Here is a 14,674-nt window from a genome sequence, read left to right as displayed (position 1 = left end):
ATGGTTTGATCGTGCTGCTATTTGACGACGCTGGGACCCGATGGCGTGGCGCCACCCTCATCGGCCCAATCGCTGGTGCCCCCTGCCGAGCCCAGCGACGGATCGGAAACGTGGTCGCTGGCATGAGGCGGGGTATCGGAGTCGGATGACTTGGCGCGGTGCGAAGCATTGGTCGCGGTTTCCTTGACCTTGTCGGCGACGGTGCCCGCCGCGGAAGCGGCTGCCGAACCTACATCGGGCGCCTTTTCCTTGATCGTGGAGCCGACGTCGTTGATCTTCTCCTGCGTACGGGGGTCATTCCACAGGTCCTGTGCCTTATCGCGGATCTGGTCATACCTCTCGCGGCCAGCGCGGGCGCCGACCAGGTATCCCACCGCTGCTCCGGCCAGAAACGTAAAGATGCGCATTGCAATCCTCCTTAGCTCAAGCGTGGGATCCGGTATGGAACCCGTTTCCCACACTAACGTGTTCGCAGCTGCTGTGCAGTGCCCGCAGCCCCTCAGATGACGAAGGTGCCCACCGGAAAACCGGTGGGCACCTTCTCTGCGTGGGGGTGTTGCTTTACTTCTTGACGACCTCGGCGGCAACGACACGATCAGCCTGGTGCGAATCGGCGCGGCCCAAGAGGTGCTGGGGGATCCCGAACGCCAGGAAGGCCAGAAGGAAGCAGGCCAGGCCAGGCAACCAGGCATTTTCCAACGTCCAGAAGGTCAAGGAGTACAAGGCGCCCAAGAAGAGGATGAAGAACACGGCGAAAGCCAGGAAGTTGCCTGCGAAGTTGCCCTGGCCCGAATAGGCCTTGCTCTTGCCATCTGAGTACACGGTGATTCTCCTTGTTGTCCAGCGCCGGCTGGCGGTGGTGCGCGCTCGCGCTAGTAGCCGGCGGTTCCCTGCTCACCCTCTACAATAGCAACTCCTGAGCTGGCTCCAAGCCGGGTGGCTCCGGCGTCGATCATTGCTTGGGCATCGGCGAGGGAACGGACCCCTCCCGAGGCTTTCACCCCCAGGCCTTCCCCGACCGTGCGGCGCATCAAGGTGATGTCTTCCACGGTGGCCCCGCCGCCGGCGAAACCGGTGGAGGTCTTCACGAAATCGGCTCCCGCTTCGACTGCTGCCTCACAGGCCAGAACCTTGGCCTCGGCATCGAGCAGGGAGGTTTCAATGATCACCTTCAGGATCGCACCGCCGTCGTGCACCGTGCCGGCGACACCGCCGATATCGGCGACCAGGGCGTCCCGATCACCGCGGCGCGCCGCGGCAATGTCGATGACCATATCGATTTCACTGGCCCCATCGGCGATCGCCCCCGCGGCCTCGAAGGACTTCACGGCGGTGGTGGTTGCCCCGAAAGGGAAACCGATGACCGAGCAGGTCAGGACGTTCGAATCCTTGAGCGCCCGGGCGACGGTGGCCACCCAGAGCGGGTTCACACACACCGATTTGAACCCGTATTCCGCGGCTTCTGCAGCGATCTTCAGCACTGCCTCGCGCGAGGCGTCCGGCTTGAGCAGCGTGTGGTCGATATAGGCGGCAATGGTGGCGCCGGTGGGCTGGGTCATGTCTACCTCTCGGTGGTTTTCAGGTGGTGGGGGTTAGAGGCCGAGGGTGGTGCCGGTGTCGGTGCGCACCGCGGCCAATCGTTGCCGGGCCCGCTCGCGGGCGGCGGGCAGATCCTTGGGTGAGGCGACCGGCTCGATGACCTCGAGGTAGCACTTGAGTTTGGGCTCGGTGCCACTGGGGCGGACGATGACCCGGCTGTCATCCTCGGTGATGTACAGCATGGCATCGGTGGGCGGTAGCCCGTCGGTCCCCGCCGCCAGATCGGTGACGGTTATCACCGGGGAACCGGCCAAGGAGGCGGGGGACCGGGTCCGCAGGCGTGCCATGAGCTGGTCGAGTTCCTCAAGCGAGGAAACCCGGACCGAGAGTTGATCCGTTGCATGTACCCCGTGGTCCAGGGCCAACTCGTCGAGCTCGTCGAGCAGGCTGCGTGAGGAGGCCTTGAGGTGGGCCGCGAATTCGGCCAGCAGCAGGGCTGCCGACATCCCGTCCTTATCGCGGACCAGTTCCGGGGCGACGCAGTAGCCCAGGGCCTCCTCATAGCCGAAGGACAAACCTGGAACCCTGGAAATCCATTTGAAGCCGGTCAAGGTGGCCCCGTGGGCGATACCGGCACCGGCAGCGATCCGTGAGAGCAATCGGGAAGACACAATCGAATTCGCAAAAACCGGCGGAGGCCCCGACGGGGCCTCCGCCCGGGAGAGCCGACGAGCAACATGGGTGCCGAGCAGGGCGCCGACCTCGTCGCCGGTGAGCATCCGCCATCCGGTGGCCGGATCATTCACGGCCGCGGCGCAACGGTCGGCATCCGGGTCGTTGGCGATGACCAGATCGGCGTCCGCGTTCCGGGCGAGGGCCACAGCCAGGTCGATGGCCCCGGGTTCCTCCGGGTTGGGGAAGGCGACCGTAGGAAAGTCCGGATCGGGCTCTGCCTGTTCGGCAACGAGCCGGATATCGGTGAAAGCGGTAGCGGTGAAGGCCCGCGCCATCGTGTCGCCCCCGACACCGTGCATCGGGGTCAGGACGATGCGCAGGGCCGAACGGCTCGCCCGTTCGGCCTCATCGGCTGGGACCAGGGAAGTGATCGCCTCAAGATAGCGGGCCTGGATATCTCCAGGTTCGCCGGCTGCGGGCAGGACGGTCCACCCGGCCTCTGCGAGTTCGATGCCCGCTAGCGGGCCGCTGGCGGCAATCCGCTCGGCGATATCGACGTCCATGGGGGCGACAATCTGGGCGCCCTGGCCCGCGTCGGTGACGGCCCGGCCGCCGAGGTAGACCTTATAGCCGTTGTCCTGGGGAGGGTTGTGACTGGCGGTCACCATGACCCCTGCTTCGCACCCCAACGCCAGAACGGCCCAAGCGAGGACCGGGGTGGGCAGCAGGGCAGGCATCAGGAACGTTTCGATGCCGGCGGCAGTGAAGATCGCTGCCGTTTCCTCGGCAAAGACATCCGAGTTGTAGCGGGCGTCGAAACCCACCACGGCCCGGGGGGTGTACGCTCCGGCAGCGATATCGAGCAGATACCGTGCGACACCGGCAGCCGTATGCCGCACGACGACGCGATTCATCCGGTTCGGGCCGGCCCCCAGGGCCGCTCGCAGGCCTGCCGTCCCGAAAGCCAAGGGTCCGGAAAACCTATCAGCGAGTTCTTCGCGGGAATCGGCGTCGTTCCCCGCCGCGCTCACCAGTCCGGTGAGCTCGGCGGCGGTAGCCGGGTCAGGGTCTGCGGCAGCCCACGCGGCGGCGCGGGCCAGAAGGCCGTCGGACGGTGCGGATGCGGGGTTCACGGTGCTCCTCAGGTTCGGTCAGATGCTGCTGGGCGGCCGGAGGACTCAGATACGTCCGACGATATCGGCCAACAACGCGGAGATCCGCGGTCCTGCGGCTTGGCCCGCCTCGATGACTTCGGCATGGCTCAAGGGGACCGGGCTGATCCCGGCGGCGAGGTTGGTCACCAGCGAGATACCGAAGACCTCCAGACCGGCATGGCGGGCGGCGATGGCCTCCAAAGCGGTGGACATTCCCACCAGGTCCGCTCCGATCCGCTTGGCGTACTGCACTTCGGCGGGGGTTTCGTAGTGCGGGCCGGTGAACTGGGCGTAGACGCCCTCGTCCAGGCTCGGGTCGACCTCGCGGGCGATCGCGCGCAGACGCGGGGAATACAGATCGGTCAGGTCAACGAAGGTGGCACCTTCGAGCGGTGAAGCAGCGGTGAGATTAATGTGGTCGCTGATCAGCACCGGTGTCCCCGGGGTCCAGGCCTCGTTGAGGCCGCCACAACCGTTGGTCAACACGAGCGTGGCGCAGCCGGCGGCAGCTGCCGTGCGGACCCCATGGACGACCGAGCGGACGCCCTGACCTTCGTAATAGTGGGTGCGTGCCCCCAGTACCAGGACCCGCTTCCCGGCGGGCGTCAGGATGGAACGAATCGTTCCCGTATGCCCGACGACGGCGGGGGCATGAAAACCCGGAAGGGTCGCCGCATCCAGGGTGTGGGTGGTTTCCCCGATCAGTTCGGCGGCCTCCCCCCAACCAGAGCCCAGCACCAGGGCAATGTCATGGGCTGGCACGCCGGTCTGTTCGGCAATGGCGGCAGCTGCTTCGTCGGCCAATCGGAAGGGGGCATCGTTGAAATCGTTCACCCCACCAATCTACCGGTGGATACCGCGCTGCCGGTACAGGGGCTGGTGTGCAAGTTGCTCGCCGGTAGTGGAGAATGGGCTGGCGTGAGCGTAGAACAAAGCAAAACATCCCAGCGGCTAATCATCCTCGGCGGCGGACCGGGCGGCTATGAGGCGGCCATCGTGGCTGCCCAACTCGGCGCCGAGGTGACGATCGTCGAACGGGCAGGCATGGGCGGTTCGGCGGTCTTGACCGATGTGGTTCCCTCCAAGACGCTGATCGCCACCGCCGATGCCATGCGCCGCGTCAGCGGTGCCGGCTCCTTCGGCGTCACCGTCGAGGGCAAGGCGGACGCCAGTGCCGACCTGCCCGTGGTGAACGCCCGACTCATGGAACTGGCCCATAGCCAGTCCAGGGACATCCGCATCGGCCTCGAACGCGCCGGAGTCCGGGTCGTCCTCGGGGAAGGGCGACTGCTGGACAACCGCACCATCGCCGTTGCCCGCAACGACGGGGGTGAAGAGACCCTGGAAGCCGACGCCATCCTGCTGGCCCTGGGTGCCCACCCCCGCGAATTGCCAACCGCCAAACCCGACGGCGAACGCATCTTCAACTGGACCCAGGTCTACAACCTCAAGGAACTACCCGAACACCTGATCGTCGTCGGATCCGGTGTGACCGGTGCCGAATTCGCCTCGGCCTACAGCCTGCTGGGAAGTCGCGTGACCCTCGTGTCATCGCGTGAACGAGTACTGCCCGGCGAGGACGCGGATGCCGCGGCGGTCCTCGAGGAAGCGTTTGAGGCCAACGGCTTGGAAGTGGCGGCCAAATCTCGCGCCCAGGCCGTGGACCGGACCGCCGATGGCGTGAAGGTCACGCTCAACGACGGGCGGGTCCTGGAAGGCAGCCACTGCTTGGTGGCTGTCGGCGGCATTCCGAATACCGCGGGTATCGGTCTGGAGGAGGCCGGCATCGAAATGAACGACTCCGGCCACATCCAGGTCGATGGGGTCTCACGCACCACTGCCCCCAACGTCTATGCGGCAGGGGACTGCACCGGCGTCTTCGCCTTGGCCTCCGTGGCGGCCATGCAGGGACGTATCGCCATTGCCCACCTGATGGGTGACGGGGTTCGGCCATTGAAGACCCACGAGGTTTCCGCCAATATCTTCACCAGCCCCGAGATCGCCACCGTCGGCGTGACCGAAGCCCAAGTGAACGAGGACAAATACCAGGGCGACATCATCAAGCTGGATCTGGCCACCAACGCCCGGGCGAAGATGATGAACGTCAAGGAAGGTTTCGTGAAGATCATCGCCCGCCGGGGTTCCGGCACGGTGATCGGCGGCGTGGTGGTCGCCCCGCGTGCTTCCGAACTGATCTACCCGATCGCACTGGCCGTACAGAACCGGTTGCATGTGGACGATATGGCCCAGACCTTCACGGTCTACCCCTCGCTGTCCGGTTCGGTCTCCGAAGCGGCACGCCGGTTGCATAAACACCTCTAGGCCCCTTCTGCAGCCACCGTGGGAACAGGGCGGCTGGGCAGGCGAGAGATCGAAGTGTCCACTATGTGGACACTTCGGCAAGCTTCTGGTCAAAAGTTCTAGGATTACCCAAGAATATTGATCATCTCGCACCAAAGGGGTCACGATAGTGTCCAGTATGCCCAGCACCGCCTCTCCAGAAGCGAACACGCGAGGTCGCGTGATTTTCTCGAGCATGATCGGGACGACGGTCGAGTTCTACGACTTCTATGCCTATGCGACGGCTTCCGTCCTGGTGTTCCCGGCGCTGTTCTTCCCCAATGCCACGAACATCAACGCCATCCTGAGCTCGTTCGCGATCTTCGGGGTCGCCTTCCTCGCCCGTCCTCTCGGTTCGGTGCTCTTCGGCCATTTCGGAGACAAGGTGGGACGCAAGGGGACCTTGGTGGCCTCGCTGATGACCATGGGCATCGCGACGTTCCTGATCGGCTTCCTGCCCGAGGCCAGTGGTGGCTTCGTGGTGTTGGCGCCCTTGCTGCTGGTCCTGCTGCGTTTCGCGCAGGGACTGGCCTTGGGAGGCGAATGGTCGGGTGCTGCGTTGCTGGCCACCGAGAACGCCCCGCCGAATAAACGCGCCATCTACGGCACCTTCCCGCAGTTGGGTGCCCCGATCGGTTTCATCATCGCCAACCTGGTCTTCGTCGGGCTGCAACTGGGGCTCTCCCCTGAGCAGTTCCAGGCCTGGGGGTGGCGGGTGCCCTTCATCCTCTCAGCGGTCCTCGTCGGCGTCGGGATCTATGTGCGGTTGAAGCTGGTGGAATCGGTATCGTTCCAGAACGTCGTGACCCAGAAAAAGGTCATGAATTCCCCGGTCAAGCAGACCTTCAAATTCCATTGGCGCCCGGTTCTGGCCGGCACCATCATCATGTTCGCCACCTACGTGCTGTTCTACCTGATGACGTCCTTCACGCTGACCTACGGCACCTCGGCGGCCACCGTCGATCAGGCCCGCGCCGCGGCCGAAGCCAAGGGCAAGGTCTTTGATGCCGCAGCCGAGGCAGCCTTCGTGCCGGGCCTGGGCGTTCCGCGGACCGAATTCCTGTGGATGCTGATCATCGGCATGGTGTTCTTCGGGATCTTCATCCTCATTTCAGGACCGCTGGCCGAGAAGTTCGGGCGGCGCCGGTTCCTGCTGGGTGTTTCGCTGCTGATCCTCGTGTTCGGTGCCTCCTGGACACTGTTCTTCGGCCCCGGTACCGGGGCCGCCATGGTCGGACTGATCATCGGGCTATCGCTGATGGGGCTGACCTTCGGGCCGATGGCGGCCTACTTGCCGGAACTTTTCCCCGCGAATGTGCGCTATACGGGCTCGGCCGTGGCCTATAACCTGTCCTCGGTGATCGGAGCGGCCCCCGCGTCCTTCGTGGCCATCGCACTGTGGCAAGCAGGAGGAGGCAATACGGTCTGGGTGGGCGTCTACCTTGCGGCAGCTGCGGCACTGACGATGGTGGCCTTGCTGATGACCGGCGAGACCAAGGACCAGGACTTCGAGAACAACGTCGCCTAATTCCTTCCCGAACCACTGAAGGCCTGCCACCCTCACGGGTGGCAGGCCTTCAGTCATGATCCGGAGGTTTAGTCCAGGATGCTGGCCAGAACCGCCCCGGCGGATACGGTCTCTCCCGCGGTGGCGGTCAGCCCCTTGATGGTTCCTGCGCGGTGGGCTGTCAGTGGCTGTTCCATCTTCATGGCCTCCAGCACGACGACAAGGTCACCTTCGGCCACGATGTCGCCATCGGCGACGGCAACCTTCACGATGGTTCCCTGCATGGGTGAGGTCAGGCTGTCACCGGTGGTCGTGCTGCCCGAACCGCTCCGGTTGGTGCGTTTACGTTTGGACTTGCCATTGCTCTTCGCGCTCCCTGAGGAGCCGCCCAGACCGGCCGGCAGGATGACCTCGAGGCGTTTGCCCCCGACTTCCACGGTGACCTTCTGGCGCTCATCCGGGTTCTCGGTGGCAGCCCCGGAAGGGCTCCACGGTTCGATGGTGTTCTCGTACTCCGTCTCGATCCAGCGGGTGTGGACGGTGAAGGCGCCGGTGGTGGGCACAAAAGCCGGATCTGCCATGACGGCGCGGTGGAAGGGGATCACCGTGGGCATGCCCTCGACGACCATTTCATCCAGGGCACGACGGGCCCTGCCGGCGGCTTCGTTGCGGGTAGCGCCGGTGACGATGAGCTTGGCGATCATCGAGTCGAAATTCCCCGAAACGGTTTCGCCTTGTTCCACCCCCGAATCGACGCGGACACCGGGCCCGGTGGGCAGGTGGAGCGTGGAGATGGTCCCGGGGGCGGGCATGAACCCGCGTCCGGCATCCTCGCCGTTGATGCGGAACTCGAAGGAGTGGCCCCGGAGCTGGGGGTCTGAATATCCGAGCTCTTCCCCGCGGGCCATTCTGAACTGTTCGCGCACCAGATCGATGCCGGAGACTTCTTCGGAGACGGTGTGCTCCACCTGGAGGCGGGTGTTGACCTCCAGGAAGGAGATGACCCCGTCAGTGCCGATCAGGAACTCGCAGGTACCGGCCCCCACGTAGTTCGCTTCGCGCAGGATGGCCTTGGAGGATTCGTAGAGGCTCCGGGTCTGTTCCTCGCTCAAGAAGGGGGCTGGAGCCTCTTCGACGAGCTTCTGGTTCCGGCGCTGCAGCGAGCAGTCGCGGGTGGAGACGATCACGACGTTGCCGTGGGAGTCGGCCAGGCACTGGGTTTCGACATGCCGGGGAGCATCGAGGAATCGCTCGATGAAACATTCACCACGGCCGAAGGCGGCGGTGGCCTCACGGACAGCAGACTCATAGGCCTCAGCGATTTCATCCCGGTGGCGAACCACCTTGATGCCCCGGCCGCCACCACCGTAGGCGGCCTTGATGGCCAACGGCAGGCCGTGCTGGTCGGCGAATTCCAGGACTTCCTGCGTCGACTTGACCGGCTCTTTGGTTCCGGGGACCAGGGGAGCGCCGACCTTGGTGGCGATATGGCGGGCCTGTACCTTATCGCCGAGCTGGGCGATGGCTTCGGGGGAGGGGCCGATCCAGATCAGCCCTGCGTCAATGACCCGCTGGGCAAATTCGGCGTTCTCCGACAGGAAGCCGTAACCGGGATGCACGGCGTCGGCGCCGGAGGCCCGGGCGGCCTCCAGGACCTTATCCATCACCAGATACGAATCGGCGGCACTCTGGCCGCCGAGCGCGAAGGCCTCGTCGGCGAGCCGGACGTGCAGAGCCTCGCGGTCGGGTTCGGCGTAGACGGCGACGGAGGCGATGCCTTCGTCGCGGGCCGCGCGGATGACTCGGACGGCGATCTCGCCACGGTTGGCGATGAGGACCTTGGTCAGCTGGGGCATGGCGGGTGGAACTCCTTAAACTTTGCTGTTTGGAGCCTACCTGCGCTTGTGGGTTATCCACGTAATCCCACGCCATGCTCCGGAGAGTCTCCACCTAATTTTGTAGTCATCCTACAAAACAGTGGTTCCCTATCCGCCGTCGGCGATGTCCCGCAGGGCTGCGAGGTGCCGTTCCCAGGTCTCCCGCCCCTCGGAGGTGAGCGAAAACCAGGTCCGCGGACGTTTGCCGACGAAGCCCTTACGGACCTTCACGATCCCTGCCGTTTCGAGTTGGGAGGCCTGGCGGCTTAGGACCGAATCGCTGACCTGCAGATGATCCCGTACGACGGCGAACTCCGATTCGTCGGTGCCGGCGATGGCGGCGACCAGGGAGAAGCGCACGGGGTGGGCGAGTTGGTCGGAGAGTTTGAGCCGAGGGTGCTCATCCTGGTTCTCCTGTGCCGTGGTCATTTCCCCGCCTCCCACCAGGCACCGATGACCGAGTTCAGCGTCAGTGCCGTGGCGATGACGAGGGTGAACCAGAGTTCGCCGGAAAACACCGTGGTCGTCAGGATGACGCCGAGCGCCCAGAGGCCACCCCAGATCGCCATGAACGTCACCCAACGCCGGGCGAAACCGCGTTTGGTAGAACGCCCGAAGACCATCATGAAAGCCAGCAGGATCCCGAGCCAGATCAAGAGGGCGATGAGCGGCAGGGCCACGGCGGACTCGTCGAATAGTCCAACGAACCAGAAGGAGATCATGGTCAGGGAACTGATGGCTCCCAGCCCCAGCAGCATGGTGATATGCGGCCAGCTGGCTCCGGCGCGGGAGGCGGACTCCAACCGGCTCGCCTCGTCCAGTAAGCCGCGGGCGGCTTCGGCGGTGGGATGGGCGGGGGTGGTTTCCGGCATGGGTTCCGGCGTCGCCGGTTCCAGGGACTCGCGGCGTGCGGCGGCAGTGGCAGCGGCGGAGGTGGAAGCCCAGACGGCGCCCAGCAGGGCGCCGATGGATCCGGCCATGACCGGGAGCTGGGGTTTGCCCGTGGTCAGGCCGAAGATGAATAGGCCGACCATGCAGGCGATGCCCAGGGCAAAGCCGATCCATGCGTAGCGCTGGCCGTTGACTGTCTTCTTCTCTGCTGTGTGCATCTCGACTCCTGGGACGGGGCGGCCGGGCCGGAGAGCCCGACCACCTGATGCACTCAGTTTAGAAAGTACTTTCCATTATTGCAAGTACTTTTTAGAAATTATTCAGCCCCACAGATCGGTGATCGACAGCTCCGCGGAGACCAGCAGGTGACGCAGCGTGTTCACTGATAGGCCGACCACGGTGTGCGGGTCGCCGTCGATGCCGGTGATGAAGGCTGCGCCGCGGCCGTCGATGGTGAAGGCTCCTGCGCAGGGCAGCGGTTCCCCGGTGGCCACATAGGCCTCGATCTCCTCATCGGTGACCTCATCGAAGCTGACCGAGGCCGAGGCCACGGTGCCCAGCGTGGCCCCCGTACCGCCGTCGTCCTCTTCGGTGCTGCGGTTGTCCACGAGCCAATGGCCGGTGTGGAGCACCCCGGTCTTCGCCCGCATCGCCTTCCAGCGCTCGAGGGCCACCTCGGCGGTAGGGGGTTTGCCGTAGGAGACCCCGTCGAGTTCAAAAACCGAGTCGCAGCCCAGAACGACGGCGCCGTCAGCCGCGTCGAGGGCTGCCACCGACTCCGCCTTGGTCCGGGCGAGCAGCAACGCCATCGACGGGGCATCCAGTGAACCTCCCAGACGCTCGACGGCCTCGGCCACGGCAGCGTCCTCATCGACGTCGGAGACGATGGCCTCGAAGTCGATGCCCGCGTCCGTCAGGATCCTGGCCCGTCCCGGGGAGCGGGAGGCCAGCACCAGCAGTGGCGGTTCCTCCTCGGCCCCGGGGACTGCGGGATCGGCGTTGGCGGTACGGGGGGAGGAAGGGTCCATGCTCATGCCCCTACCGTAATGCGTCCACCGGGGTGTCGGCACGGTGGGCGGGATGGCCCGGTCCGCCGGTGTCGTCGCTGCCGTCGTCTCCACCTCCACCGCGGGGGCCGCCGGACTCTGGGTCTGATCCACCGGCCGGGCCCCCCGCGGGGCCGGCCGTGTCCAGTGCGGCGATCTTCGCGCCTTCGACGTCCACATCGGGAAGGACCTTATCCAGCCATTTCGGGATGTACCACGCGCGGCGCCCCAGCAGGTGCATGATCGCCGGGGTGATCGTCATCCTGACCACGAAGGCGTCCAGCAGCACGCCAATCGCCAAGGCAAAGCCGATCGCCCGGATCATCGTCAGCTCGGCGAAGATGAAGCCGGCGAAGACGCTGGTCATGATCAGTGCCGCGGCGGTGACCACGGGGGCCGAATGAGCGAACCCCGAGCGGACGGCTGCCCTGGGGTCCTCGCCGTGGGCAAAGGACTCCCGCATGCCCGAAACCAGGAACACCTGGTAGTCCATGGCCAGGCCGAAGAGGATGCCGATCAGCAAGATCGGCAGGAAACTCATGATCGGCCCCGGGGTCGCCACCCCGAAGATCCCTGAGAGCCAACCCCATTGATAAACCGCGACCGTGGCACCGAAGGAGGCCATCAGGGACAGCAGGAAACCTCCAGTGGCCAGGATCGGCACGATCACCGAACGGAAGACCAGCAGCAGGAGCACCAGGGAGAGCCCGACGACGATGCCCAAGTAGAGCGGCAATACCTCGGCCAGACGCTCGGAGACGTCAATCTGCGCGGTGACCTGGCCGGTCAGGGCCAGATGTGCTCCGGTCTCGGCTTCGATCCCCGACGAAGCGTTGCGGATGTCGGTGACCACTTGCTCGGTCGCCGGGTCGGCAGGGCCTTCCTCGGGGACGATCTGCAGCACTGCCAGCGTGTTGTCATCGTTGATGCCCACGGGAACTGCGGCGACGACTCCGTTGATGCCGCGCAGTTCGTCGGCGATGTCCAGGTTCTTGGCTTCAGCTTCATCTGCGTCCAACCCGGCCGGCAGATCAGCCAAGGCGATGATGGGCCCGTTATAGCCGGCACCAAATTTATCGCTGAGCAGTTCGTACGCCTGGTGGGCGCTGGAATCGACGGGTTCCGCGCTGCCGTCGGGCAGGGCCGTGCGTAGTTGCATTGCGGGGATCGCCATGATGCCCAGCAACAGGATGCCGATCAAACCCATGAGGATCGGCTTCCTGGTCACGAAGGCACCCCATCCGCGATTGCCCGCGGCATTGGGGTGGGCTGCGGAATCGACGCTGTCGTCGGCGGGGCCCGCCGCCGGCACGGCAGCCGTGGCGGCAGCCTTGCGCCAGGCGCGCTTGCTGATGAGCCGGCGGCCGATGAAGCCCAGCAGTGCCGGGGTGAGTGTGATGGCGATGAGCACGGCCATGGCCACGGTGAAGGCGGCCGAAAGTCCCAGCACCGACAGGAACGGCAGGGCGGGAACAGCCAGCGCCGAGAGGGCGATGATCACCGTCAGGCCGGCGAAGACCACGGCGTTGCCGCTGGTGCCGGTCGCCCGCCCGATCGATTCCTCCAGGTCCATGCCGTCCAACAGCTGTCGACGATGTCGGTGCACGATGAACAGCGAATAGTCGATGCCTACGGCCAGCCCGAGCATCAGGGCCAGTGCGGGAGTGATCGAAGCCATCTCGATCACACTGGACAGGGCAAGGGTTCCGCCGACACCGGCTCCGACGCCGAGGACTGCCATCAGCAGTGGCAGGCCGGCGGCGACGAACGTTCCGAGCATCACCAACAGGACGACGGCGGCAATCACCAGCCCGATGATCTCGGCCGAACCGAAGATGGAGGAGATGTCCTGGACGATTTCCGTGGAGTAGTCCACCTTCAATCCGGTGGACGTCGCTTCGCCGGCAATATCCTTGATCTCATCGCGGGTTTCAGAGGTCAGGGCATCGGCAGAGCCGGTGAAGGAGACATTGACGGCAACGGTTGTCCCGTCCTGGGAGACGAAGCGCATGCCATCGGTGGATTTGGCCTGGCGTTTGCCCAGGGCCAGATCCTTCTTGCCTTGCTCAAGCTTCTGCGCTGACTTTTCGAGTTTTTTCTCGCTCGCGGAGACCTCGGATTCCTTCGCCGTGATTTGCTGTTCGGCGGCATCGAGTTGCTGGGCCGAGGCATCGAGCTTGGCCTGACCCTGATCGAGCTGCTTTTCGGTGGCCTCCAGCTTGGCGCGCTGGGCGGCAAGCTGCCGCGGGGGGATGGCCCCGGCTTGTGCCGCACCGTCAAGTTTGGTCTGCGCGTCCTTGAGCTCGGCGCGTCCGTCGTCGATCTTGGCTTGTTCGGGTTTGAGCTTCTGCCGTCCGTCGGCGATGTCCTTCTTGGCGTCGGCGATCTGGTCCTTGCCGTCCGCCAGTTGCTGCCGTCCGTCGGTGAGTTGCTTTTCGCCGTCGTCGAGCTTCTGCTGGGAGTCGTCGAGTTTTTGTTGGGCGTCGTCCAGCTGCTTCTGTGTGGTGAAGGGGTTGGAGGCCTCCCGGACATCCGGGAGGGCTTCGAGCTCGTCCAGTGACGTACCAATGGCCTTCTTCTGGTCCGTGGTGAACTTCTTACCGTCGGAGGTCTGGTAGACGATCGAACCGCTGCCGCCCGAGAATTCGGGCATCTCCTTCTTGAGGGTATCCAGCGCGCGCTGGGTCTCGGTGCCGGGGATGGAGAAGCTGTTGGTCAGGGTGCCCATGAAGGCGCCGGCGGACAGGCCGATGGCCAGCAGGCCCACGATCCAGGCCGAGAGGACGGCCCAGCGACGGCGGTAGGCCATGCGGCCGAGTTTGTAGAGGAAGGTGGCCATGGTTTAGGCCTCTCGGATCTGGGCCGGGGTGGCCGGGACGTTCAGGGTGGGGAAGCCATCGCGTAGTTGGCTCAGCGCTGTGGTCAGATGCTGCTGCAAGATGGTGATGGAGGCCTCGGAGAGATCGCCGCCGGCCTGTTCGATCCAGAAGTCGACGGCGGCGCGGCCGGCACCGATGATCGAGTTGGCGAAGACCGAGGCGGTCAGCGGGTCGGTGGACGGAACCCGGGTCACGATCATCGCCACCAGGCGTTCGGCGCAGTCGTTCCAGGATTCCAGTTCCAGGCGGTCCAGTTGCGGGCTGCTGTGGGACACGGTGACGAGTTCGGCGACTGGGGCCAGAAGACTGCGATCGGCCATGCCGTTCAGGGCGTTCACGGCGGCCGACATGATCGGCAGTTCGCGCGGCTGCGCCTCGAAGAGCTGGATGACATGTTCCACGAAGGCCTCAGTGGGGCCGTTCAGGGCTACTTCGAGGGAGGGGAAGTAGTTGAAGAAGGTGCGCCGCGAGACGCCTGCGGCATCTGCGACCCGATCGGCGGTCACCGCTTCGAAGCCCTCGGCGCGCAGCAGCGTCATGGCCGCGTCGACGATGGCGGCGCGGGTGGCTGTTTTGTTGATTTCGCGGCGCGAGGGGCCACTGGTGGAGGATTCGGGAAGCGGAGTCACCTTCGTTACACTACGTGCAAGTTTGCACGCTGTGCAAGTTGGTGGTGAGGGTGCCGGAAGAACGCGGAAGAAGCTGAAGAAGCGGAGGAAGCGAAGAGGGGCCCCGCGCTGCGCATCGGCAGTGCGGGACCCCTCGG

At 65.1% G+C, this 14,674-nt stretch carries 13 protein-coding genes; 2 read left to right on the top strand and 11 right to left on the bottom strand.

Annotated features, from left to right (window positions below; genetic code table 11):
- Positions 1 to 17: 17 nt before the first annotated feature.
- The 5 genes from AC3ZI9_RS11695 to AC3ZI9_RS11675 all read right to left on the bottom strand — a co-directional run bounded on the left by AC3ZI9_RS11695 (position 18) and on the right by AC3ZI9_RS11675 (position 4,202).
- Complete coding sequence (locus AC3ZI9_RS11695; RefSeq protein WP_489923598.1) at positions 18 to 407, bottom strand: YtxH domain-containing protein; 390 nt, start codon at positions 405 to 407, stop codon at positions 18 to 20.
- 154 nt (positions 408 to 561) lie between these two features.
- Positions 562 to 822: a hypothetical protein gene (locus tag AC3ZI9_RS11690; RefSeq protein WP_087000585.1), complete on the bottom strand. Its 261-nt coding sequence runs from the start codon at positions 820 to 822 to the stop codon at positions 562 to 564.
- Positions 823 to 872: 50 nt separating this feature from the next.
- Positions 873 to 1,559, bottom strand: a complete 687-nt coding sequence (gene deoC / locus AC3ZI9_RS11685; RefSeq protein WP_489923597.1) for a deoxyribose-phosphate aldolase — start codon at positions 1,557 to 1,559, stop codon at positions 873 to 875.
- 33 nt (positions 1,560 to 1,592) lie between these two features.
- Positions 1,593 to 3,347, bottom strand: coding sequence for a phospho-sugar mutase (locus tag AC3ZI9_RS11680; RefSeq protein ID WP_489923596.1), 1,755 nt, complete (start codon positions 3,345 to 3,347; stop codon positions 1,593 to 1,595).
- A gap of 45 nt (positions 3,348 to 3,392) precedes the next feature.
- Complete coding sequence (locus AC3ZI9_RS11675) at positions 3,393 to 4,202, bottom strand: purine-nucleoside phosphorylase (RefSeq protein WP_179204336.1); 810 nt, start codon at positions 4,200 to 4,202, stop codon at positions 3,393 to 3,395.
- An 84-nt stretch (positions 4,203 to 4,286) separates the two neighbouring features.
- Between AC3ZI9_RS11675 and AC3ZI9_RS11670 the strand changes: the two genes are divergently transcribed.
- Together AC3ZI9_RS11670 and AC3ZI9_RS11665 are read left to right on the top strand one after the other, a co-directional pair.
- The gene (locus AC3ZI9_RS11670) at positions 4,287 to 5,690 is read left to right on the top strand and encodes an NAD(P)H-quinone dehydrogenase (RefSeq protein WP_241895293.1); all 1,404 of its coding nucleotides are present in this window, start codon (positions 4,287 to 4,289) and stop codon (positions 5,688 to 5,690) included.
- Between the two features lie 157 nt (positions 5,691 to 5,847).
- Entirely contained in the window at positions 5,848 to 7,236 is a 1,389-nt protein-coding gene (locus tag AC3ZI9_RS11665) for an MFS transporter (protein ID WP_087000591.1), read from the top strand.
- 68 nt (positions 7,237 to 7,304) lie between these two features.
- Here AC3ZI9_RS11665 and AC3ZI9_RS11660 read toward each other — a convergent pair whose 3' ends face one another.
- From AC3ZI9_RS11660 to AC3ZI9_RS11635, 6 genes are all read right to left on the bottom strand, one after another.
- Positions 7,305 to 9,071, bottom strand: a complete 1,767-nt coding sequence (locus AC3ZI9_RS11660; protein WP_087000593.1) for an acetyl/propionyl/methylcrotonyl-CoA carboxylase subunit alpha — start codon at positions 9,069 to 9,071, stop codon at positions 7,305 to 7,307.
- Between the two features lie 129 nt (positions 9,072 to 9,200).
- Complete coding sequence (locus AC3ZI9_RS11655) at positions 9,201 to 9,521, bottom strand: winged helix-turn-helix domain-containing protein (RefSeq protein ID WP_087000595.1); 321 nt, start codon at positions 9,519 to 9,521, stop codon at positions 9,201 to 9,203.
- On the bottom strand, positions 9,518 to 10,201 hold the full coding sequence (locus AC3ZI9_RS11650) for a hypothetical protein (RefSeq protein WP_489923595.1): 684 nt from the start codon (positions 10,199 to 10,201) through the stop codon (positions 9,518 to 9,520). The genes AC3ZI9_RS11655 and AC3ZI9_RS11650 overlap by 4 nt, the downstream gene beginning before the upstream one ends.
- Positions 10,202 to 10,303: 102 nt before the next feature.
- Positions 10,304 to 11,017: a Maf family protein gene (locus AC3ZI9_RS11645; RefSeq protein WP_489923594.1), complete on the bottom strand. Its 714-nt coding sequence runs from the start codon at positions 11,015 to 11,017 to the stop codon at positions 10,304 to 10,306.
- A gap of 4 nt (positions 11,018 to 11,021) precedes the next feature.
- Positions 11,022 to 13,868: an MMPL family transporter gene (locus AC3ZI9_RS11640; protein WP_489923593.1), complete on the bottom strand. Its 2,847-nt coding sequence runs from the start codon at positions 13,866 to 13,868 to the stop codon at positions 11,022 to 11,024.
- A 3-nt stretch (positions 13,869 to 13,871) separates the two neighbouring features.
- Complete coding sequence (locus tag AC3ZI9_RS11635; protein WP_489923592.1) at positions 13,872 to 14,537, bottom strand: TetR family transcriptional regulator; 666 nt, start codon at positions 14,535 to 14,537, stop codon at positions 13,872 to 13,874.
- Positions 14,538 to 14,674 lie beyond the last annotated feature (137 nt).

Source organism: Arthrobacter sp. AOP36-F1-5 (assembly GCF_058137995.1).
This window is presented reverse-complemented; position numbering and strand designations above follow the sequence as displayed.